The sequence below is a fragment of the Mesorhizobium sp. WSM4842 genome (assembly GCF_055901575.1).
Genome location: NZ_CM148372.1, coordinates 978728 through 1000764, shown reverse-complemented (window position 1 = coordinate 1000764; position 22037 = coordinate 978728). Strand labels below are relative to the sequence as shown.

Genomic DNA, 22037 nt, shown 5'->3' with positions numbered 1-22037 from the left:
GATGGGCGAAGGGGTAGCATGGACGACGACGTTTTCCTGGTCAGGTTTTGGGGTGTGCGCGGCAGCATTTCGGTATCAGGGCCGGAATTCTCTCGCTATGGCGGCAACACAATCTGCATTGAGATGCGATGCGGTAGGCATACGCTTCTGTTCGACGCAGGCTCTGGCCTACGGCCTGCCGGCGGGGCGCTTCAGGCGTTGGCCGTGACCGATTTCGATCTGCTTTTCACCCATTGCCATTACGATCACATCATCGGGCTACCGTCTTTTGCGCCGATCTATGACCGGAGCGTCAAGGTTACGCTTTGGTCAGGGCATCTTGCAGGACACATGACGACCCGGCAGATGGTCGATGAGTTCATGCGGCCGCCGTGGTTTCCGGTGAAACTGGGGATCTGCAAGGCAAGCCTCGACTATCGCGATTTCGTATCCGGAGACGTGCTTCGGCCGCGCGAAGGGGTGGTGGTCCGAACCGGCAGTCTTATCCATCCGGGCGGCTGCATAGGCTACCGAGTCGAATGGGGCGGTCGCGTCGTGGCGGTGATCACAGACACTGAGCACGAACCGGACAAACTCGATCAGGCGGTGCTCGGCCTGATCGAAAATGCCGACCTCGTCATTTACGATTGCACCTACACCGAGGAGGAAATGGAACGCCGCCGCGGTTACGGGCACTCGACATGGCAACAGGGCGTCAAGCTCTGTGAGGCGGCCGGTGCGCGGGGGCTTGCGCTGTTTCACCACGATCCGACACGGACCGACGCGGAACTGGACGAGATCGAGAAACTGGCCAAAGACAGGTTTGCCGGCGCTTTTGCCGCGCGGGATGGCCAGACGCTCAAATTTCCAGTCTCATTGCGCAAAAAGCGCTGAGCTATTTTCCTCTACCGGCGCTGCGCCCGATCAATGTCCTGATCGGAAGCCATACGCAGGCTTCAGTCTGTGCGGTGACTGTGAACAGCCGTTCGAGGAAGAGCCAGGCCGATTCATCATGTACGAGATGGTGGGTGAGCAGGCCGACCGGTTCGCCGCCGTCGATTGCATGCTGCAATTGCGCGATGATAGCCTGAACCAATAGGCCATGGTCGCGGCAGCCGCGCGTGCCATGCCAATCCATGATGTCGACATTGCTGTTGATGACCGCAAGTGAAGCCGGCATCGGCGGCCCATAGACCGACAATGCCGAAAATCCTATCGATCCAAGGTCGGATACCAAGCCGGCGTCGATCCTGTTCCAGGGTGGCACCAGCATCGGAACGGCACGTGCGCCGTGCAGGTCGGTTACATGCGTCAGCCCGCGAGCCAGATCATCGAGCACCGCCTCGCGCGGCCGATGCGCGCCGAGCTCCTGCTTTTTCTGGTGCTCGGGCGCATGATTTCGGTGCGCCCAGCCATGGATGGCGACCGTGGCATGCGGCGCCTCGTCAAGCTGGACGGCAAGCTTCTCATCAGTCATGGCCGGAATGACGGCCAGAGTGACCGGAACCGCGAATTCACCGGTGAGGTCGAGCAGCCGATCAAGCGCAGGCGTCGGATCCACGGCGTCGTCGTCGCGCAGCCAAAACTCTGCCTTACGGTCCGCCCGTTGCCGGCACGCCAGTTCTTCCACCAAGGGCCGCCAGATCTGATCGGATGTCATGAAACCGGGATCTTCGCAAGAAGTTCGACCAGACGCGCCACTGCAGCACCGAGGGAACGTTCTTCGAGGATGAAACGTCTGGCTTCCGCCGCCATGATGGTTCTTTCGTCGCTACGGGCGAGAAGCCATTCAATGGCAGAAGCGAACGCCGCCACATCGCCCGGCGGGGTGAGAAACCCGGTCTGGCCATCCCGCACGACCTCCGGCACGCCGGCGACGTCCTGTGCCACCACCGGAAGGCCGGCGGCCTGTGCTTCAAGATAGGCAATGCCATAGGCCTCGCCGTAACCCGGCCAGACGTAAATTCCCCCACTGTAGAGGACATTCGGCACGGCGGCTGGCTCAATCGCGCCAAGCCATTCGATACGGTCGGCGGGCAAGCCGGCGAATTGCGCTTTGACCTCGTCACGGGCAGGCCCATCCCCGACGACCGACATGGTCCAGGGCAGGTGGCCGATCGGACCGAGCGCCTGCGCCAGCATGCGATAGCTTTCGGCTTTGTCGCCCGGGCGCATCATGGCGACGGTAACGAGGCGCGTCGGACAACCCCGTGCCGGCATTTCCCGGAATACCGATGTGTCGATGAAGGGCGAAAGCATACCGAGAGCGGCGTCGGGAATCGCATCCGTCAGTCCCTGACGATCCCTTTGCGTGAAGCAGATGTTCAGCGCTGCCTGTTCGACGGCTCGCGCCACCAACGCTTGCGTATCGGCCCACAAACCGACGTTGCGCCGCCTCGAATAGGAGGCTTCCGCTGTCACATAGGGGATAGCAAAGGCCGACGCCAGCTCGGGTCCGATCAGGTCGGGCGCCTTGTAATAGGGATGATAGGAGAACCAGAGATCGGGCTTGCCGTCACAATCCCAAAGCTTTGCCAGCCGCGCGGCTTCCTCTCGGGCCTCGATCTTGAGCGCATCGAAACTTTTCGACTCCGGTTCGCGTAGATAGGAGCGCAATTCGGATGCTAGTTCGACGCTATGCCCTCCATGCTCCAGCGCCTTGACCAGCATCCGTGCCATCTGGCGGTCGCCGGAGGCAACGGGATGATTGGGCGACTTCAGCGGCGCGTAGAAGGCAATTCGCATCGCCGGACCCTATCATCGGAAAGCCTGCGCGAGTCAATTTCGAAGCATGATCGACTTCACCTTCAAGCAGTGGAATGTGCTATCTGATGCTTATGGAAACAGCTGCCGCGTCCGACCCGTTTGTCGCTTCTTTGCCGGTTTTCGCAAAATTCGAAAGCGTTGCCGATATCGATAACTATCGGCCTCTCCCGGATGGCTGGGCGCTGGCCACCGCCGACATCGTCGGCTCGACCAAGGCGATCGGGGCTGGGCGCTATAAAACCGTCAATATGGCCGGCGCCAGCGTCATTTCGGCGCTGCTCAATGCGCTGGGTCGGAAAGATCTTCCCTTTGTCTTCGGCGGCGACGGCGCGCTCGTGGCGTTTCCCGGCTCGGCGCTGGAGATCACCCGCAACGCGCTGGCGGCCGTCCAGAGATGGGTGGCGGACGAACTGGACCTGACCTTGCGTGCCGCAATCGTGCCGATAAAGGATATAAGAGCGCAAGGCCTCGACGTTCGCGTGGCGAGGTTCCGGGCCTCCGAAGCGGTCTTCTATGCCATGTTCGCCGGCGGTGGCGGCAGTTGGGCGGAAGCCGAGATGAAAGCGGGGCGCTACCGCATCGATCCTGCGCCAGCCGGCGCGCGGCCGGATCTGACCGGCCTCTCCTGCCGCTGGAACCCGATCGAAGCCCGGCATGGCGAAATCGTCTCGATCATAGCCATACCGGGGGCGTCGCGCGACTTGCGCGGTTTTCAGTTTCTGGCTTCCGACATCATCGCCCTTGCCGGCGGGCAGGAACGCGATGGCCACCCGTTGCCGGTGAACGGGCCGGCCTACAGTTTTTCGCCCGCCGGCATCGATATCGAGGCGCGGGCCATGGCGCCGGCAGGATGGCGGTGGCTGTCGAAGCTGTGGATATTGTTCCTGCTGACGCTTACGGTTGTCACCGACAGATATGGCTGGACGATCGGCAGTTTCGATCCGAAGATCTACAAACGCGACGTGGCCAGCAATTCGGATTTCCGGAAGTTCGACGACGGCTTGAAGATGACTATCGACGTTGACGCGGATGTGTTGCAACGGATCGAAAACCGGCTGAAACAGGCGGAAGAGGCGGGCATCTGCAACTATGGCCTGCACCGCCAGAAATCGGCCTTGATGACATGCCTCGTCGCCTCGCCGCTGCAGCGCGATCACGTTCATTTCATCGATGGCGCCGCCGGCGGCTATGCGATGGCCGCCGCAAGCCTGAAGGCGAAGGTGCCGGTCTGACGACGGCTTGCGGAAATCGATTTTCCGCAATATGCCTCGGGGTTCTTGGGGACCAGGTGAGCCTCGCCATGGGAGCGGACGGGCTGTCCGACTTGACGGAAAGCAGATTTTTGGACGCCTCACGATCGACATATGACCGTCTTCTGAACCGGATTTCGACACGCGCCGCGCAGGTCGGCGTGATCGGACTGGGTTATGTCGGGTTGCCGCTGGCGGTTGCGATCGCACGCGCCGGCTTCCCGGTTTCCGGCTTCGACATCGAAGCCCTGAAGGTCGATAGCCTGAACAACGGCCAATCCTATATTGAGGCGGTGACGTCGACAGCCCTTGCCGGCCAGGTGGCGAGCGGACGGTTCCGCGCCACTGCGGATTTTGCCGAACTGGCCGTCTGCGATGTCATCATCATCTGCGTTCCGACACCGCTGACGAAAAACCGTGAGCCGGACCTCTCCTTTGTCAGGAACACGGCAGGCACCATCGCGAAGCATCTGCGCCTCGGCCAACTGATCGTGCTGGAATCGACCACCTACCTCGGCATCACCGACGACGTGATCAAGCCCATACTGGAAGAAACCGGCTTGCAGTCGAAGATAGACTTCTTCCTCGGCTTCTCGCCCGAACGCGAGGATCCCGGCAACCGCAGCTTTGAAGTCGCGACGATCCCCAAGGTCGTGGCAGGCGACGGCATTGAAGCGGCGACACTCGTGCAGGCTTTCTACCAGGGCGTGGTCAAGACCGTCGTTCCGGTTTCCACCACCGCGACCGCCGAGGCGGTCAAACTGACGGAAAACATCTTCCGCTCGGTCAACATAGCCCTGGTCAACGAGTTGAAGGTCGTGCTCGGTGCGATGGGATCGACATCTGGAGGTGATCGAGGCGGCAAAGAGCAAGCCCTTCGGCTACATGCCTTTCTATCCTGGCCCCGGACTTGGCGGCCACTGCGTTCCGATCGATCCCTTCTACCTGACGTGGAAGGCGCGCGAATACGAACTGCCGACCCGCTTCATCGAGCTGGCGGCAGAGATCAACACGGCCATGCCGCGTCATGCGGTCGATGAACTGGCGAAGGCGCTGGACCGGCGCTGCGGCAAGGCGCTCAGCCGCTCGCGCATTCTCATCATCGGGCTCGCCTATAAGAAGAATGTGCCCGACATCCGCGAAAGCCCTTCATTGCGGCTCATTGAACTCATCGAGGAATGGGGCGGCAAGGCGGAATTCCACGATCCGCATGTTACCGAGATACCGACCACACGGGAGCATATGGCGAGCAAGGGGCGGCGCTCGGTCGAATTGACCGAGGCGGTCTTGAAGGATTTCGATGCTGTCGTCGTTGCAACCGACCACGACGCGATCGACTATCAGGTGATCGCTGATCACGCTCTTCTGATCGTCGACACACGCAATGTTTTTGGCCGCCTCGGGCTGGCCCGAGAGACGGTGGTGAAGGCCTGACGGCGTCTGAGCCGGCGAATTTTTTGCCTGATGTCAGGATCGTGATTGCACTCCGCCGGCAGCCTCGCCACATAATGTCCCTTCGCCGGCTTTTGCCGCCCAAGCCGGCTTCATTGACTTCGAGGGTCTTGTCTTTGGGTCGTTAGCGGACGTGTTGTGGCGGATCAAAAGGAGAATGGCTCGTCTTTGACGGGTCTCGAGAGAGCATGAGCACAGCGCAAGCAGAAATTTCCACCATTCTCATGGATAAGGTTGCCGATTGGCTGACCCAATCGGCGCTGGCGGGCAACGACCTGGAAACATTGGTAAAGGGCTTTTGTGAACGGCTGGCTGCTGCCGGCCTGCCGCTGAAGCGGGTGCATTTGAGCTTTTCGATGCTTCATCCGCTTTATGACGCGCTTGGCTTCACCTGGCTTCGCGGCCAGGGCATGGAAGTGGAAGGCTTCCGCAAAGAGGACGGCGTTCATTCTGACAGATTCCTGACCAGCCCATACTACCATCTGCTCAGCAACAAGCTCGACCATCTGAGGCGCCGGCTCGACCCGTCGGTGCCGTCGGAATTTCCTGTTTTCGATGACCTCAGGCTTATGGGCGTGACCGATTACATGGCTTTCGTCCATCCCTTCAGCGGCAATACCAGTCAGGGCATGATCGGGTCCTGGTCCACCGACAGTGCTTCAGGCTTCAGCGACAGCATGATTTCGGCGCTGCTGCGCATCCAGAACCATCTCGCTATTGCAACCAAGATGGCGGTGCTCACCAAGCTCGCCGACAACATGATGATCACTTATCTCGGCGGCGACGCCGGCAGGCGCGTGCTGGACGGCCAGATCAAGCGCGGCGAGGGCGACACAATCCGGGCCGCGCTGGTCATGGCCGATATGCGCGGGTCGACAAGGCTTGCCGAAACTTCCGGCCGCGAAATCTACATCGATACGCTGAACCAGTTTTTCGATGCCATTGCTGCACCTTTCAATCGCAGAGGCGGGCAGATCATGAGTTTCATAGGTGATGGCTTCATTGCCGTCTACCCTTGCGAAAGGCACCGTGCGCAGTCCGAGACCGCCTGCCAGGCTGCTCTTGCGGCAACGCACAAGGCCACCGCGCGCATGATGGATCTCAATCTGCGCAGAAAGGAGCAGGGATTGGGCGACATAAAATTTGGCATCGGCCTGCATGTCGGCAATGTGATGTTCGGCAATGTCGGACTTACCGACCGGCTAACATTCTCTGTCTTCGGCTCGGCTGTAAACGAGGTCCAGCGCCTCCAGACCCTGACCAAGAAATATCCGCACAGCGTTCTCGCCAGTAAGGACTTCGCAGGCTATTGCGGCGCCAACGGCTGGCTGACGCTCGGCAACGAGGAACTGGCGGGCATCAAGCAGAAGCTGACGGTGCTTTCACCCGATCTGTCGGGTGCTCTCGCACTCGATGAGGACGGTGCGCTGGAGCCGATTTACGACCGAATATCGGACGCCGAACAGGTCATGCTGCTTCATCTCGATGCCGCGCGGCTGTCGGCGGGCGACCCGAGAAAGCTCCAGTAACCGCCACGATCTGATCCGAACGCCTTTGGTATGCAGTCGGGTCGCCGGTTCCGCCAGGGAACTGGCGACCGATTCGAATCCAAGTTGCTCTAGGCTGGCAATGCGCTAGTCTCGCTTTCTGGGTCTGCCGCCCGGCAGGCTGCCAGAGTCGGGCTGGTGTGAGAATGAATTCGGATGTTGATCTGCTGCGGATCGAGGATGTTGGCATCTCTTTTGCCCTTATCGGGGGACCGTTGCATGCCGTCAGGCGTGCAAATCTTCGCGTCCTGCCCGGCAAGGTTACCGCGCTTGTGGGCGAGTCCGGTTCCGGAAAATCGGTTATAAGCCAGGCAGTGATGGGCATTTTGCCGAAGACAGCCCATGTTCGCGGCCGTATTCTGTTTTCCGATCCTGAAAAGCCCGGCACGACGCAGGATATCCTGCAGATGCCGCGTGACGGACCCGATATCCGGGCGTTGAGAGGCAGCCGCATCGGCACGATCTTTCAGGAGCCGATGACATCGCTGTCGCCGCTGCACACAATCGGCAACCAGGTCAGCGAATCCCTGCAGATTCATAAGCCCATGGCTCGGGCAGAGCGCAAGGCGCGGACCGAGGAAATGCTCGGCCTTGTCGGCTTTCCCAATCCCAAGCGCGCCTACGACATGTATCCCTTTGAACTTTCGGGAGGATTGCGTCAACGCGCCATGATCGCCATGGCGCTTATCTGCCGGCCCGCCTTGTTGATCGCCGACGAGCCGACGACGGCGTTGGACGTCACCATCCAGGCGCAAATCCTGCAATTGCTGCGCGGGCTTCAGACCAAGCTGAACATGGCGATGCTACTGATCACGCACGACCTCGGCGTGGTCGCCAATGTCGCCGACGAGGTGGTGGTCATCTACCATGGCGAGATCATGGAAGCGGGACCTGTCGAGGCGATATTCCGCCGGCCAGGTCACCCTTACCTGAAGGGCCTGATGGCAGCCGTTCCGCATTTCGACCTGAAGCCTGGCGAAAGGCTAAAGGCGCTCCGCGAGGTGCCGGTGAATGTCGGGAACCTGCTCGGCGAGCAGACGGCGCCGGCATCGAAGGGGCCGGACGACATCCTGCTGTCGGTCAGGGATCTGAAAAAGACCTTCACCACCCGCAAGTCCGGATGGTTCGGCGGGGATCATCAAACCTCTGTTCGCGCCGTGGACAGCGTGAGCTTCGATATCAGGCGGGGTGAGTGCCTGGGTCTGGTCGGCGAAAGCGGCTCCGGCAAAACCACCGTCAGCAAGATCCTCATGCGGGCTGTCACCCCTAGCGGCGGCTCTTTGATCTTCAACGGCCGCGATGGACCGATCGACGTCTTGGAAGCCGAGGGTGACGCCCTGCGCATGCTGCGCGCGAAAATCCAGATGGTCTTCCAGGATCCGGTTTCGTCGCTTTCACCTCGCATGACGGTGGAGAACATCTTGAGCGAGCCGCTGGAAATCCATCAGCGTGGCAATGCCGCGTCCCGACTCGCCACGGTCAAGAGCCTGATGCAGGCAATCGGGCTCGATCCGCGCTTCATCAAGCGTTATCCGCACAGTTTCTCCGGCGGGCAGCGTCAGCGTATCGGCATCGCGCGCGCGTTGGCTCTGGGGCCTGAGCTCCTGATCTGCGACGAGCCGGTTTCGGCGCTCGATGTCTCTGTCCAGGCGCAGATCCTGAACCTTCTGAAGGACCTGCAGAAGGAATTGGGCCTGACCTACCTGTTCATATCCCACAACCTGGCGGTGGTGGACTACATGGCAGACCGCATCGCGGTGATGTGCGGCGGGCGTATCGTCGAGCTTGCGCCGCGCGAAATTCTACTCAGGAAACCGGTCCACCCCTACACACGCTCACTGGTCGCCGCAGTACCTTTCGCCGATCTCGACAGGCCGATGGATTTCAAGACGCTGAAGCTCAGCGGCGCTTCCGACACCAGCGCATGGGGACCACAATTCCGCGACGAGAGCGACGAGGATATGCTGTCACCGCTCGATCTTGGCGGCGGCCACCTCGTGCTGGCGCGACGTTCGGCCGATGTCAGCGAGCTACGCCATTGATCAGCCGGCGCACCGTCCTTGGACTCATGGCTTCGGCATTTCTGCCGGGCACGTTGCGCGCCGGCGATCTGGAGCCGGAATTTCTTCAGCCGCAGCTGAAGGCCAGGGCGCTGCCGGCACTCGCCGAACGCTTGCCCAAGAGCCCGCGCGCGTTGAACCTCGCCGCGATGGGCCGGCAGCCCGGCCAGTATGGCGGCACGCTGCGCACGATCATCGGCAGCCAGAAAGATATCCGAATGATGACGATCTACGGGTATGCTCGCCTGGTCGGCTATGACGAAAAGCTTAACTTGCAACCCGACATTCTCGAAAGTTTCGACGTAGCGGATGATCGCGTCTTCACTTTCAAGATTCGGGAAGGGCATAAATGGTCTGACGGTAGCCTGCTGACGCCGGAGGATTTTCGCTATTGCTGGGAAGATGTCTGGCTGAACGATGAGCTTTCGCAAGGCGGGCTTGCCCCGGCCCTGCTGGCGGACGGCAAGCCGCCACGTTTCGAGATCGTCGATCCGTCGACGGTCCGCTATAGTTGGGATGCGCCCAATCCCGACTTCCTGCCCAAGCTTGCTGCTGCTTCGCCGCTATCGCTTGTTCTGCCGGCCGCCTATCTCAAGCAGTTCCACAAGAAATACCAGGATCCATCCCGACTCGCCGGCCTAATGAAGGAGAACCGGGCCCGGAAATGGACGCTCCTGCATATCCGCATGTCGCGGCAGTATCGCCCGGAGAACCCGGAACTGCCGACGCTCGATCCCTGGCAGAACCGGACCAAGCCGCCGGCTGAGCAGTTCGTCTTCGAGCGCAACCCGTTCTTTCATCGAATAGACGAGAATGGCCGGCAACTGCCCTATGTTGACCGGATTGTCATGAATGTCAGCTCGCCGGCGATCATTTCCGCCAAGACCGGTGCGGGCGAGAGCGACCTGCAAAGCATGGGAATTGACTTCACCGACTACTCCTTCCTGAAGGATGCGGAGAAGCGCTACCCGGTGAAGATGCATCTCTGGAAACGCACACAGGGTTCGCGGCTGGCGCTGCTGCCCAATCTGAATTGTGCCGACCAGGTGTGGCGTGGCCTTCTTCGTGACGTGCGCGTGCGCCGCGCCCTTTCGCTCGCTGTGGACAGGCGCGAGATCAATTTGGCCGTGTTCTACGGACTGGCGCAGGAAAGTGCCGATACGGTCCTGCCGGAGAGCCCGCTCTACCGGCCGGAATTCGCGAAAGCCTGGGTCGCCCATGATCCCGACCAGGCCAATGCGCTGCTCGACGAGGCCGGGCTTCAGACGCGTGACGATGACGGCCTGCGGATACTTCCCGATGGACGCTCTGCGCAGGTCATAGTGGAAACGGCCGGCGAAAGCACGCTGGAAACCGACGCGCTCGAACTCATCACCGATCACTGGCGCAAGATCGGGATCGCCCTGTTCATCCGGACTTCGCAGCGCGATATCTTCCGCAGCCGCGCCCTTGGCGGCCAGATCATGATGTCGATGTGGTCGGGCATCGACAATGGCGTGCCGACCGCCGACATGAACCCGTACCAGCTGGCCCCCACCATCGACGACCAGCTGCAATGGCCGCTCTGGGGTGCTCACTACTTGTCTCATGGCAAGGTCGGTGAGGCGCCCGATCTTCCGCCTGTGATCGAGCTGATGGCTTTACTCAAACGCTGGAACGCATCGACCGAAGCCACGGAGCGCGCCGAAATCTGGAATTCAATGCTGTCGATCTACACCGATCAGGTGTTTTCGATCGGCACCGTGAACGGAACGCATCAGCCGGTTCTGGCGTCCTCGCGGCTGCGCAATCTGCCTGACAAGGCGCTCTACGGCTACGACCCGACCGCCTATTTCGGTGTCTACATGCCGGATACATTCTGGCTTGGAGAGTCCTGAGCGTGTTTCGATATTTTGTCTGGCGCATCGCCGTGATGGTTCCAACGCTGCTGGTCATATCGGCGCTGGTGTTCACGATCATCGAACTTCCCCCAGGCGACTATTTCGACAGCTATGTTGCCGAGCTTCGGGCTCAGGGCGAAGCGGTGGATTCTGATCGCATCGAGATGATGCGCAAGGACTATGGTTTCGACCAGCCACCGGTTATTCGCTACTTCTACTGGGTCGGCGGAATGCTACAGGGCGATTTCGGCTATTCCTTCGAATATGAGCTGCCGGTCCGCGACGTCGTCGGGGACCGAATGTGGCTGACGGTGCTGGTTTCCTTCGTCACGATCATCTTCACCTGGCTCATCGCCTTTCCGATCGGCATGTACTCCGCCACGCATCAATACAGCTGGGGCGACTACGGCCTGACTTTCTTCGGCCTTCTCGGCCTTGCCATTCCCAACTTCATGCTGGCGCTGATCCTGATGTATTTCGCCAACATCTGGTTCGGCACATCCATCGGCCATCTCATGGACCAGCAATATCTCGGCGAGCCGATGAGCTGGGCCAAGGCGAAGTCGATCCTCGCCCATCTCTGGATTCCGGTCTTGATCATCGGCACCGGGGGCACGGCAAGCATGATCCGGCGGCTGCGCGCCAATCTGCTCGATGAGCTACACAAGCAATATGTCGTGACCGCGCGCGCCAAAGGCCTTCATCCGTTCAAGGCGCTGGTCAAATACCCGCTGCGCATGGCGCTCAATTTCTTCATTTCCGACATCGGCTCTATCCTGCCGGCCATCATCTCCGGCGCCGAAATCACGGCGATCGTGCTGTCTTTGGAAACGACCGGGCCGATGCTGATCAAGGCGCTGCAAAGCCAGGACATGTATCTGGCAGGGTCGTTCCTGATGTTCCTCGCCTTCCTGACGGTCATCGGTGTCCTGATTTCCGACCTGGCGCTGGCGCTGCTTGATCCACGAATTCGTTTGCAGGGCGGCAGCACCAAATGAACACGCATTCGCCGCTGCCCGCTCCGGGTGCTCCACTTCAACACTACGTTTCCACCGCGCCCATTGACCTGCAGTCGGTCGAGGCGATGACGCCGGAGCAGTCGAAGGTCTTTCAGGCGTCGCAGTTACGGCTGATGTGGTGGAAATTCCGGATGCACCGGCTTGCCGTTATATCCGGCATATTCCTGGCAGCGCTTTATTTCGGGATACTGATTTGCGAGTTCCTGGCGCCCTACAATCTGCACACGCGCAACATGGACTACATCTATTCGCCGCCGCAGCGGGTGCACCTGTTCCACAACGGCCAGCTCGTCGGGCCGTTCGTCTATGGCCGCCAGATGACACTTGATATGGACACGCTCAAGCGGAACTACATCGAGAATCAGGATGATGTTCAGCGGATCCGTTTCTTCTGCAAGGGCGACAGTTATCAGTTCTGGGGCCTGATCGAAGGTGACAGGCATTTTGTCTGCCCTGCCGAAAACGGCCAGCTCTTTCTAGCCGGCACTGACAGGCTGGGGCGCGATGTGCTCTCGCGCATCATCTATGGCGCACGCATTTCGCTGACAATCGGTCTCGTCGGCATCAGTTTCAGCTTCCTGCTCGGCATTGTCATCGGCGGACTGGCCGGCTATCACGGCGGTATCTTCGACCTGATCGTTCAACGGATAATCGAAGTTCTGCAATCGATCCCCAGCATTCCGCTATGGCTGGCTCTGGCGGCGATCATGCCGATAACCTGGAGTCCGATCCTGATCTATTTCGGCATCACCGTCATCCTCGGGCTGCTCGACTGGACTGGACTGGCGCGGGCCGTGCGTTCAAAGCTTCTAGCCTTGCGCGAGGAGGATTACGTTCTGGCCGCGCAATTGATGGGCGCCAGAAGCAGCCGCATCATCGGGCGGCATCTCATTCCCGGCTTCATGTCGCATCTGATCGCGACGGCGACGATCTCCGTACCCGGCATGATTCTGGGCGAGACGGCGCTGAGCTTCCTCGGGCTCGGCCTGAGGGCGCCGATAACCAGCTGGGGCATCCTGCTCACCGAGGCGCGCAGCGTCAGCGTGATCGCGTTCTATCCATGGCTGCTTTTGCCGATGCTCCCCGTCATTCTCGTCATCTTGGCGTTCAACTTCCTCGGCGACGGCTTGCGGGACGCCGCAGACCCCTACAAGTGAGATCGCTATTCCGCCGCGCGCCGGGCCGCCGACTCCACCCAGTATGATCCTTGTCGGCAGCCTGTGCGGTTATTGCGGTGTTCATCGTTCGCCTCTATATGTGGCGAGACGCGATCGGGGTTTAACACGTCGCCCTCGGGTTCACCCGTGAACCGTTCTGGTCGCGGGCATTGCCGATCTCTTGAGCTGGTTCAGACACACAAACGCATATGACTCGCCTCGAGAATTTCATCAGCAGGATGACCGCACAGCGCGACATTCTCGATCAAGTCTGCCCCGAGGTGGCGAAGATGGAAGGGCTGGTGCTTGAGCTCGGCCTCGGTAATGGCCGGACGTTCCACCATCTGCGCGAGCGCCTGCCCGGACGCCGGATCGTGGTGTTCGACCGCGCACTTGGCGCACACGCCAGCTCAATTCCCGAAGCTGAAAACCTCGTGCTCGGCGAAATACGCGAGACGGCGAGCAGGTTCATTGGCATCGACGCGGCTCTTGTTCATGCCGACATCGGCACCGGCTATGACGATCGCGATGCAGTGACCTCTACCTGGCTTCCCGATCTGATCGCGCGCCTGCTTCGCGTCGGTGGCATCGCGGTCAGCGGCACGCCGCTCGATCACCCGCTGTTGCAATATCTCCCGCCACCGCCTTCGGTGCCCGCCGATCGTTATTTTGTCTGCAGGCGCGTGTGAGGAGCCGAGACGACTCAAATCTTCAGGGGCCAAATCTTCAGGGGATCGTATATACTGCTATCTCCCGCGCAATGCCGCGCAGCGAGACCTCGTGGGGTACGGGCGTCAGCGCGTTCCTGTGCAACAGATCGGCGGTGAGATTGTCGTCGACCACCGCACGAGTGGCGAAGATCGCCTGTGCGTTGGCAAGGTTCTGGACCCGCGAAGCAATATTGACCGTCTGGCCGAAATAGTCCTGTCGCTCGTTCATAGACACGGCGATGCAGGGGCCGGCATGGACTCCGATCTTGAGCAGCAGATCCTCGCGCCCGCTTTTGTCGTTGAGCGCACGCATGGCATCGCGCATCCTGAGGGCCGCAGCAATCGCACGATCAGGCGTCGCGAAGGTCGCCATCACCGCATCACCGATCGTCTTCACCACCGCGCCTGCCTCCGCCGCGACGATCTCGTGCAGAACCTGGAAATGCACGCGCACGAGATCGAAGGCTGAAAGATCGCCCACCCGCTCGTAAAGCTCGGTCGATCCGCGCAGGTCGGTGAACAGGAAGGTCAGGCTGGTGATCTTCAGGCGCTGGTTGATGTCGAGTGTATCCGTGCGATAGAGATCGCGGAACGTCTGGTTGGTGAGCAGGCGCTTGGCGGTCAGGAAGGGCCGGCGTTTGCCCAGGAAATCATGCAATTCCTGGCCGGCGATGAAGACCGTCGGCAGCACGCGGGCGTCGGTCCTGTTTTCCAGCGAAATGCGCAACGGGCCGGGTTGCATCTCCAGCGTCTGGTTCTGGACATGGTCGCGGTCAAAGACCAAAGAGAGGCTTCGGCGCTCTTTTGTTGGTTCGCCCTTCCCGTCGATGAACTGCACTGAATGGGTGACCGGCTCGAAGACGATGATGAATTCGGACGGAAGCTGTATGGGCAGAACCGCCTTTTCACCGGGGGCAAGCTCGATATCCTCCAGCGAGAACGCTTCTATCTTTTTCGCGAAATCCTCTTCCGGCAGATCGACACCGGACCCCCAGTAGATCTGGCGGAAGTATTCCATCAACGGCAGTTCGTGTGGATTGTGGGCGGCAATTCTGCGCACGCGGGGACTGACGGTGAATGTCACCTCGACCATCTCGTCGAGGGTCGGCGAATAGCCCTCGGAGCACAGCGCGCAGGTGTATTCGTCCTTCTGCAGGGTTTTCAGCGTGGCGTTGGTGTCGAGCACGCCGCCACAGCCGGGGCACAGAACATTCCAGGAGATGTCGAAGATACCCACCCGTGCCGCATGGAGAAAAGCGCTTATGGCGCGTTCCTCATCGAGGCCATGCTTGCTGGCGAAGGCTGGCGCATTGATGCGGCAAAGTTCGCGGTCCTTGCCCTCCGCGATGGTTCGCTTGATCGCGTCGATTGCCTGCGGATCGACATCGGTCGATTGCCGCAGAAGCGAGAACAGATCCTGAGCTTCGTTCATCGTGCAGGCTCCAGAAAATGCGACCCGGAGGCGTCTTTGCTCCGAGTGCTCCATCTTACTGCGAAACGGATCGTACGGCCATTCGAATGGATAAGCCTGGTGACAGTTCAATTTCCATTCGGCGGATTTTCACCGGCCGCAAGCGGCACTATGATGGTCCATGGGGCATTCATCTTTGGGACTTTCTCCCATGCCGACATCCAGCAACCCGCCATTTCCCGCGGCCTTGCGCCTTTTCTCTGTGGTGGTCATCATCGTGCTGATAGTCGGCGCCGGCCTGTTTTTCGCGCCTGTGCTGGTCAAGCCGCGCTGGCCTTGGGCCGTCACGCCGTTCAATGCCCGCTTCCTCGGCGGCTTCTACACCGCCGAAATGATCGTGATGGCGGCGCTGCTGGTCTGGAATCGCTGGTCACCTGGCCGGCTCGTGCTCGTCATGGCCTTCATCTTCACCGCCATCGTGTCGGTGGCTTCGTTCATCAATCTCGGCTATTTCAACTTCGAGCGCAAAGCGCCCTGGCTCTGGTTTTTGGTCTATCTCGCTTCGGTCGCGGTATCCGGGCTGTTCCTGTGGCGGGCCAGGGCCCGTCTTTTTGCAAAAGGCGTGACCTTAAACCCCGTATGGCGCGGCTACATGCCGGTGGAATCGGCGATCCTTGGGCTCTATGGCGTCGGCCTGTTGCTGTTTCCGCTGACATTCGGCAGCACCTGGCCATGGCCGATCGATGCCTTCCATGCTCAGGTCTACAGCGCCATCTTCCTCGCCGGTGCGGGCGGTATATATCTCGTCTGGAGAAGCGCGCCGCGCGAGGAACTGCTGGTGCTCGGCTTGGCGCAGTTTCTGATTGGCCTGCTTGCCATCCTTGGCGTCGTCATCACCGACGCTGCGGTGCACCGGATCGACTGGACGGCGACCGGGACATTGTGCTGGCTTGCCCTTTTCGGCTGGATCGGCATCAGCGGCGTCTTCAAACTCTACGCCGCCTCCCGGTATTTTAGCTCGCAATCGGCATTATAGGTTGCAGAGACGGCTGGATTTTCAGGTGACGTCTGGTGCATCGTGCCGGGCCGATTGCCTTCGCCGGGAAACGCCATGACCAGCACGACCTCGCCATCCTCGGAGAAAATCCAGCCGCAGCTCCGGTCCGTCCGGCTAAGCGATGCGGAGGCGCTTTGCGCTATCTTCAACATGCCGGGCTTCCGCCGGGGCACGCTGAGGATGCCCTTCGAGATGGTGGAGCAGGTGGAGCGGCGCATCGCTAAGTCCGGCCAGGAAACCACCTGGATCGTTGCCGAGTTGGACGGCAAGGTCGTCGGCCATGGCAGCCTGGTCGTGCAGGGTTCGCCGCGCCGTTCGCATATCGGCGAGATCAATATCGGCCTTGACGATGCCTTTGTCGGCAAGGGTATCGGCTCTGCCATACTCGGCGCGCTGCTTGACGTGGCCGACAACTGGCGCGCCCTGAAGCGGGTCGAATTGACCGTCTATGCCGACAACGAACCGGCCGTCCGTCTCTACACAAGCCACGGCTTCGAGGTCGAAGGCCGGCATGTGAAGGCGGGTTTTACCGACGGGCAGTACCACGACCTCCTGAGCATGGCCCGGCTGCGGTTCTGAGATCCGCTGTTTGGCCTTAACTGTTTAGCCAATCTAACAATTCGTGACGAGTCGGCGAACAGACGATTGCTCATGGAGAACTCCGTTGGATACGGTCAACAATCTATGTGTGGGCCGGATCCAGCAAGTCTGGTCTCCCTTGGCGTTTGCACCGCAAGCGGCTAGACGGGACCAATGACCGCCGTCTTTGACCCAACCCCTACGCCTCCGGTGGAAGTTCTGGCTGTTCTGTCGCTGCTCTGCCCCGAAGTCGTGCGTGACATCGAGCAGAACTGGAATGCACCGGTTTCCGATTACGCCCGCCATCTGTGGCGGCCGGTGGCAAGGCCTGCATCGGGCCCGGCGATCGCTGCCCGCTCGATCCTGCGCGAAGTCCTGCATCAGCGCCTTGGTGTGATCATGCAGCCTGAAGAGATCGGCAAGACCCTTGAAGAGTTCGAGCACAGACCGGTGATTCAGTCCGGCCTGCACTGCCTGCTTCTGATGGACCGGATCACCTTCGATGCCCTCCTGCTTGCCTGGCTCGGCGCGGTCGAAAACGGGCTGTCGGCCTTCTTCGGCTTCATGGGAACGACGATGACCATGGAGACAATTGGCCGGGAGGGGCCGGGATGGCTCGATGTCGGTGACGACAAGGTCAACCTGTTTGGCATGGGGCGCCACAAACTGTGCCGCAAAAGCGCCTGCGTGGCCGGTCCCGTCACCCTCAACAAGCGCGCGCTCGAGGCGGTGGGTGATGAAACGGATGCCAGCCGCTGGCTGGGCACACTGCTTGCCAGCCAGGACAAGGTATTTGGAACCGCCGCCGATGCGCTGACAGCCCTCAACGAAGATCTGGTCGCCGATTGGGATCGTTCCGGCATGGCCCTGCCGGTTTTCATCGATGATCGGGTGGCCGCGGCTGCCATGGCGCGGCATCTAGAATATGACGGCAGCCTTCTTTCCAGGCTGCTCATTGAGCCCGCAAGGCGCCAGCGTCTCGAACGTGCCTTGCAAGATGCCGCATCGAGCCCATTTGGCAGATTCCTGCCCAATGCCACGGCCTATTTCTGGGGCATCCGCGAGGAGCGCGTGCGCAAGCTCGTCCTCGAGAACGGGCACCTGATCGAGCCTGGCAGGTCGCATGGTCTTTCCATCCCGTTCGAGCGGCCGCATCTCAGGCAGGCGCTGCTGGACGGCGTGCTGCTGCCGAACTTGTTCCTGATGTTCCTCGTCCTTGCCATATTGCCGCGCGTGCGGGTTGTGGGCGGCCTGAGACAGATTGGTTATGTAGCGCTTTTCCACTCGATCCTGCTGGCTGCGCTAGATGAAAACGCGCCGGAAGAGCGCGATCTGGCTGCGGAGCTGCAGGTTCGGGAAAATGCCTGGGGCATGCGGGTCATCGACGAAAAGATCTCGGTCCGCGAGCAGCTTGCCGGCCTGCCGGAAGGGGCGCTCTTCCCGGACCTGCTCCGGCAATACCGTTTGCAGACATTTGCCGAGACGACCGACGACCTGAAGCTGGTTCGCGAAAACGCCCGATGGCGCAAGATCGGCCAGGCAGAGATCAAGGCGAGCTGAGCCTTACTTCAGGTTGATTTTCTGGTGCGCAACCGCGCAAGCGACGGCGATCTATCGGTGAGCCTCTGGCGTCTGATCCGGCCGCTTCCTTGACGCTGATGCCTTTCGGGATTTCGACGACGGCTTCCGCCTCGATCGGCAGCGCTCTGCCACCGGACCCAAACGGATCGCTCGATGCCCATTTGCGCTGCCGCTTGCCGGTCGACGGCTATCGGTGCATCCTTGTGAATAGCCTGGCCGTGAAGTGCGTAGCGAGATCACGCCGCCACGGCCCCTAGTGAGGTCTGGTTCGATGGACTGCTCGGGCTGCGGTTTCGAGGTTGAGGGTGGTTACGCCTTCTGTCCGAGGTGTGGCAGGCGCCAGCCCGTGCCATGCGTCAGTTGCGGCTACCCCTGCGCACCTGATTTCGAGTTCTGTCCGAAATGTGGGGCAAGCCTCGGTGCGCCCGCAAAAGCCGTCGAACGGCCTGCTCCGACACCAAGCCGAGCCATTGTGCCGCCTTCTCGAACTCCGTCGCTGCTTCCGAACATCGAAAGCGAAGAAGGGCTGTATCCCGTCTCTGACGCCGATCGCCGGACGGTAACGGTCCTGTTCGCCGACCTTTGCGGCTTCACGACACTCAGCGAGCAGCTTGACCCCGAGGTCATGCAAGCGCTGCAGAACGAACTGTTCAAGGAATTGACGGCGGCCGTGCGAAACTTTGGTGGTTTCGTCGACAAATTCATCGGCGATGCACTGCTCGCTTTGTTCGGTGCGCCGGTCGCGCATGAGGACGATCCGGAACGTGCGCTTCGCGCCGCTCTCGACATGATCACCCGGACGGCGCGGCTCGGCGAAAGCACCCCCCACTCCGGCTCGCCTCTGTTACTCCATATCGGCATAAACACTGGTCCGGTCGTTACTGGCGGATTGGGCATCGGCACCGCCAAATCCTATTCGGTGACCGGCGACACAGTGAATACGGCACAACGCCTGCAATCGCTTGCCGCACCGGGTGAGGTGCTGGTAGGCGAGCTCACTCACAGGCTGACCCGGCATGCCTTCTCTTACGAGTCGCTAGGTGATGTCGTGTTTCGCGGCAAGGCTGGCAGTGTGCTCGTCCATCGACTGGATGCACCGCTTGCGGCGCCGCGTGCAGCGCGTGGGCTCGAGGCGCTCGGCCTCAGTGCGCCGATAATAGGTCGTGGTGCGGAGCTCAATAGAATGCTGGCGAGCCTTGACCAGGCGTGCGGCGGCTCGGCCCAACTTGTCCGCCTCGTCGGAGAAGCCGGTATCGGGAAATCGCGGCTGGTGAAGGAGTTCGTCGCCCGCGTCGGCGACGAGGATCGTTTTCGCAACGTCGCCGTGCGGCTGGCCACGTGCTCACCGCTGGGCGAACAATCATTTGGCGCCTTGGGCGCAGTGGTGCGCAGCGCTGCCGGGATGATGCAAAACGACAATGGGGACGAAATGCGGGGGAAGCTCGCAGGCTTGCTTACCGATCTCGGCCTGCAGGGCGAGGAGGCGAAGCGGCTGATGCCTTTGCTCTACCATGTGCTCGGCCTTGGCGACCCCGATGCCACCTTGCAGCATGTCGAGCCCGAGCAGCTGCGGCGGCAAATTCTCTACGCAGTCCGCACAATCGTCGAACGGCGGCTTGCGTTGTCGCCGCTGTTGATTGTCGTCGAAGACCTGCACTGGGCCGACGCCGTGTCGCTCGAGGCACTCCGTTTCGTGATGGACAGGTTGGAACGCACGCGGTTGATGTTGCTGGTCACGCATCGTCCGGCGCCGGACAACGGCCAGCTCGATTCAAGTCGGGTCAGTCACACAGCGCTCAGGCTTTCGCCGCTCAACAATGATGACGGACGCAGCCTGCTGGCGGCGCTTTTCGGCGAGAGCTGGGTAAACTCCGCAGGAGGGCTTCTTGACCAGATCCTCGAGCGCGCGGGCGGCAACCCCCTTTTTTTAGAGGAGATCGTCCGCGGCCTTATCGATCGCGGTGTACTGATGCGCGAGGGCCAGCGATGGCGGACTGTGGCAGGCGAAGTCGCAACCGACATTCCCGCCACTATCCAGGCAATGTTGCTTGCTCGCGTCGATCGGCTGCCCCAAGAGGTGCGCCGGTTGGCCCAGGAAGCCGCGGTAATCGGCCCGCGGTTCGATGCCACACTTCTGAAAGCCGTGACATCCGATCCCGGCCGGCTAGAAGCCGGCTGCGAACTGCTTTGCGATGCGGAAATCATCGAGGAAGTTGCCGGATCAGGCTCGGTCTCGTCGCAAAGCTACCGCTTTACGCAAACATTGCTGCAGGACGTGATCTACCAGAATATGCTCCTGCAACGTCGCACCGACATCCACGGGCGGGTCGGTACTGCCTTGGAGCAACTGTGCGGCGACAAGCCGGAACGGCTCGAGGATTTGACCGTGCTCGGTCATCATTTCGCACAGAGCGCCGAGCGGGAGAGGGGCGCGCGTTACCTGCAGGCGGCGGGCGATCGCGCTCGCATGATATACGCCAACGACGACGCCCTTCGTTTCTACGAGCGAGCACTGACTGCGTTGGGCGCGATCGGGCAAACACCGCTCAAACTGGCAATTGCAGAGCGCATTGCCGATTTGAGCGGCCCGGTAGGCCGCCGCGAGATCGCGCACCACCACTACGAGACGGTGTTGCAGGCATACCGCGAGTCAGCCAATCGTGTCGCGTCGGCGCGAGTTTTGCGTAAGATCGGTCGGCTGCTCTGGGACGTCGGCAAGCGGGACGACGCAGAATCCCGCTATGCTGAAGCGGCAGCGCTCCTCGATGGAGCGGATGCCCCGATCGAGCAGGCGCATCTCTGGCAAGAACGTGGCCGCCAGGCGTTCCATAGCGGAGATCACGCCCTCGCGGCAAAATGGGCAGACGCGGCGCTGGATTGCGTACGCTCTCTGACAACGGAGCATGTCTCTGAGGTCGGGTGTGATGCCACTCTTGTGACCGCCGAGGCACTTAATACCAAGGCTGTTGCGCTGGCTCGCCTTGGGCGAAACCGTGAAGCGGTGCGTCAGGTTGAGCGTAGCATTGAATTGGCCGAAGCCGCCGGTCTACTGGGCGCGGCCTGCCGCGGCTACACCAATCTCGGCGTGCTTTACACGACCATCGATCCGGCACAGGCGATGGAGGTCTGTCGGCGCGGTCTTGAAGTGGCGCGCCATATTGGTGATTTGGGTTTCCAGGCGCGCCTCCTCGCCAATCTGGCGGTCGCTTGTTGTACTTTCACGGATCGCTGTCCAACGGAGGGCGTGCCTGCTGCCGAGAAGGCCATCGAGATCGACCGGGCGCTCGACCAGCGCGAGCACCTGCCGGTGCCGTTGATCGTGCTTGGGCAGATCCACCAGTGCAACGGCCGTCCGGAACTGGCGATTGGCTTGTTCCAGGAAGCGCTGGACGTAGCCCGCGAAACGGGCGAGCCCCAACTGCTGTTTCCGTGCTATGATGGTCTCGCAACGCTTAATCTCGACCTCGACAATCTGGCCGAGGCCGAACGCTACTTTTCCCTGGCGCAGGGCATATGCGCCCAGCACGGGCTCGACCCGGAAGCGCTTGTGGTGCTGCCTTTTCTCGACTAGCCGGGTTGGAGGTTGGAA

The 22037-nt window shown here is 61.0% G+C and carries 15 protein-coding genes and 1 pseudogene; 13 read left to right on the top strand and 3 right to left on the bottom strand.

Annotation, left to right across the window (positions count from 1 at the left end):
• The first annotated feature begins 18 nt into the window (after positions 1-18).
• On the top strand, positions 19-873 hold the full coding sequence (locus tag AC0NIE_RS04660; RefSeq protein ID WP_473485769.1) for an MBL fold metallo-hydrolase: 855 nt from the start codon (positions 19-21) through the stop codon (positions 871-873).
• A gap of 1 nt (position 874) precedes the next feature.
• Here the strand turns inward: AC0NIE_RS04660 and AC0NIE_RS04655 are convergent, their stop codons facing one another.
• Positions 875-1639 carry a polysaccharide deacetylase family protein gene (locus tag AC0NIE_RS04655; RefSeq protein ID WP_473485768.1) on the bottom strand — a complete coding sequence of 255 codons (765 nt, stop codon included), beginning with the start codon at positions 1637-1639 and terminating at the stop codon, positions 875-877.
• Positions 1636-2724: a glycosyltransferase family 4 protein gene (locus AC0NIE_RS04650; RefSeq protein WP_473485767.1), complete on the bottom strand. Its 1089-nt coding sequence runs from the start codon at positions 2722-2724 to the stop codon at positions 1636-1638. The genes AC0NIE_RS04655 and AC0NIE_RS04650 overlap by 4 nt, the downstream gene beginning before the upstream one ends.
• Before the next feature lie 74 nt (positions 2725-2798).
• Between AC0NIE_RS04650 and AC0NIE_RS04645 the strand changes: the two genes are divergently transcribed.
• From AC0NIE_RS04645 to AC0NIE_RS04610, 8 genes and pseudogenes are all read left to right on the top strand, one after another.
• A complete protein-coding gene (locus tag AC0NIE_RS04645; protein ID WP_473485766.1) occupies positions 2799-3977 on the top strand; it encodes a DUF3095 domain-containing protein in 1179 nt (392 codons plus the stop codon).
• 68 nt (positions 3978-4045) lie between these two features.
• Positions 4046-5429, top strand: a pseudogene (locus AC0NIE_RS04640) (nucleotide sugar dehydrogenase).
• Between the two features lie 206 nt (positions 5430-5635).
• Positions 5636-6976 (top strand): adenylate/guanylate cyclase domain-containing protein, encoded by a 1341-nt coding sequence (locus AC0NIE_RS04635; RefSeq protein ID WP_473485765.1) that lies wholly within the window; start codon positions 5636-5638, stop codon positions 6974-6976.
• A gap of 164 nt (positions 6977-7140) precedes the next feature.
• The gene (locus AC0NIE_RS04630; RefSeq protein WP_473485764.1) at positions 7141-9036 is read left to right on the top strand and encodes an ABC transporter ATP-binding protein; all 1896 of its coding nucleotides are present in this window, start codon (positions 7141-7143) and stop codon (positions 9034-9036) included.
• Complete coding sequence (locus AC0NIE_RS04625; protein ID WP_473485763.1) at positions 9033-10931, top strand: ABC transporter substrate-binding protein; 1899 nt, start codon at positions 9033-9035, stop codon at positions 10929-10931. The genes AC0NIE_RS04630 and AC0NIE_RS04625 overlap by 4 nt, the downstream gene beginning before the upstream one ends.
• Positions 10932-10933: 2 nt before the next feature.
• Positions 10934-11932: an ABC transporter permease gene (locus AC0NIE_RS04620; protein WP_473485762.1), complete on the top strand. Its 999-nt coding sequence runs from the start codon at positions 10934-10936 to the stop codon at positions 11930-11932.
• Positions 11929-13110 carry an ABC transporter permease gene (locus tag AC0NIE_RS04615; RefSeq protein WP_123148668.1) on the top strand — a complete coding sequence of 394 codons (1182 nt, stop codon included), beginning with the start codon at positions 11929-11931 and terminating at the stop codon, positions 13108-13110. Before AC0NIE_RS04620 ends, AC0NIE_RS04615 begins: the two co-directional genes overlap by 4 nt.
• Positions 13111-13319: 209 nt before the next feature.
• Positions 13320-13799, top strand: coding sequence for a class I SAM-dependent methyltransferase (locus AC0NIE_RS04610; protein WP_473485761.1), 480 nt, complete (start codon positions 13320-13322; stop codon positions 13797-13799).
• A gap of 37 nt (positions 13800-13836) precedes the next feature.
• On the opposite strand, the gene AC0NIE_RS04605 is transcribed toward AC0NIE_RS04610, so the two are convergent.
• Complete coding sequence (locus AC0NIE_RS04605) at positions 13837-15252, bottom strand: DUF5939 domain-containing protein (RefSeq protein WP_473485760.1); 1416 nt, start codon at positions 15250-15252, stop codon at positions 13837-13839.
• 190 nt (positions 15253-15442) lie between these two features.
• Here AC0NIE_RS04605 and AC0NIE_RS04600 point away from each other — a divergent pair, with 190 nt between their 5' ends.
• From AC0NIE_RS04600 to AC0NIE_RS04585, 4 genes are all read left to right on the top strand, one after another.
• Positions 15443-16267 carry a hypothetical protein gene (locus AC0NIE_RS04600; RefSeq protein WP_473485759.1) on the top strand — a complete coding sequence of 275 codons (825 nt, stop codon included), beginning with the start codon at positions 15443-15445 and terminating at the stop codon, positions 16265-16267.
• A 75-nt stretch (positions 16268-16342) separates the two neighbouring features.
• Positions 16343-16867: a GNAT family N-acetyltransferase gene (locus AC0NIE_RS04595; protein WP_473485758.1), complete on the top strand. Its 525-nt coding sequence runs from the start codon at positions 16343-16345 to the stop codon at positions 16865-16867.
• 174 nt (positions 16868-17041) lie between these two features.
• Positions 17042-18427, top strand: coding sequence for a hypothetical protein (locus AC0NIE_RS04590; RefSeq protein WP_473485757.1), 1386 nt, complete (start codon positions 17042-17044; stop codon positions 18425-18427).
• Between the two features lie 292 nt (positions 18428-18719).
• The gene (locus AC0NIE_RS04585) at positions 18720-22019 is read left to right on the top strand and encodes an ATP-binding protein (protein ID WP_473485756.1); all 3300 of its coding nucleotides are present in this window, start codon (positions 18720-18722) and stop codon (positions 22017-22019) included.
• Positions 22020-22037 lie beyond the last annotated feature (18 nt).

Bases quoted from the DNA above. Each gene is read 5' to 3' on its own strand.
- AC0NIE_RS04630 (WP_473485764.1), top strand. From the start codon at position 7,141: ATGAATTCGGATGTTGATCTGCTGCGGATCGAGGATGTTGGCATCTCT.
- AC0NIE_RS04655 (WP_473485768.1), bottom strand. From the start codon at position 1,639: ATGACATCCGATCAGATCTGGCGGCCCTTGGTGGAAGAACTGGCGTGC.
- AC0NIE_RS04645 (WP_473485766.1), top strand. From the start codon at position 2,799: ATGTGCTATCTGATGCTTATGGAAACAGCTGCCGCGTCCGACCCGTTT.
- AC0NIE_RS04595 (WP_473485758.1), top strand. From the start codon at position 16,343: ATGACCAGCACGACCTCGCCATCCTCGGAGAAAATCCAGCCGCAGCTC.
- AC0NIE_RS04650 (WP_473485767.1), bottom strand. From the start codon at position 2,724: ATGCGAATTGCCTTCTACGCGCCGCTGAAGTCGCCCAATCATCCCGTT.
- AC0NIE_RS04635 (WP_473485765.1), top strand. From the start codon at position 5,636: ATGAGCACAGCGCAAGCAGAAATTTCCACCATTCTCATGGATAAGGTT.
- AC0NIE_RS04585 (WP_473485756.1), top strand. From the start codon at position 18,720: ATGGACTGCTCGGGCTGCGGTTTCGAGGTTGAGGGTGGTTACGCCTTC.
- AC0NIE_RS04600 (WP_473485759.1), top strand. From the start codon at position 15,443: ATGCCGACATCCAGCAACCCGCCATTTCCCGCGGCCTTGCGCCTTTTC.
- AC0NIE_RS04610 (WP_473485761.1), top strand. From the start codon at position 13,320: ATGACTCGCCTCGAGAATTTCATCAGCAGGATGACCGCACAGCGCGAC.
- AC0NIE_RS04615 (WP_123148668.1), top strand. From the start codon at position 11,929: ATGAACACGCATTCGCCGCTGCCCGCTCCGGGTGCTCCACTTCAACAC.
- AC0NIE_RS04590 (WP_473485757.1), top strand. From the start codon at position 17,042: ATGACCGCCGTCTTTGACCCAACCCCTACGCCTCCGGTGGAAGTTCTG.
- AC0NIE_RS04605 (WP_473485760.1), bottom strand. From the start codon at position 15,252: ATGAACGAAGCTCAGGATCTGTTCTCGCTTCTGCGGCAATCGACCGAT.
- AC0NIE_RS04660 (WP_473485769.1), top strand. From the start codon at position 19: ATGGACGACGACGTTTTCCTGGTCAGGTTTTGGGGTGTGCGCGGCAGC.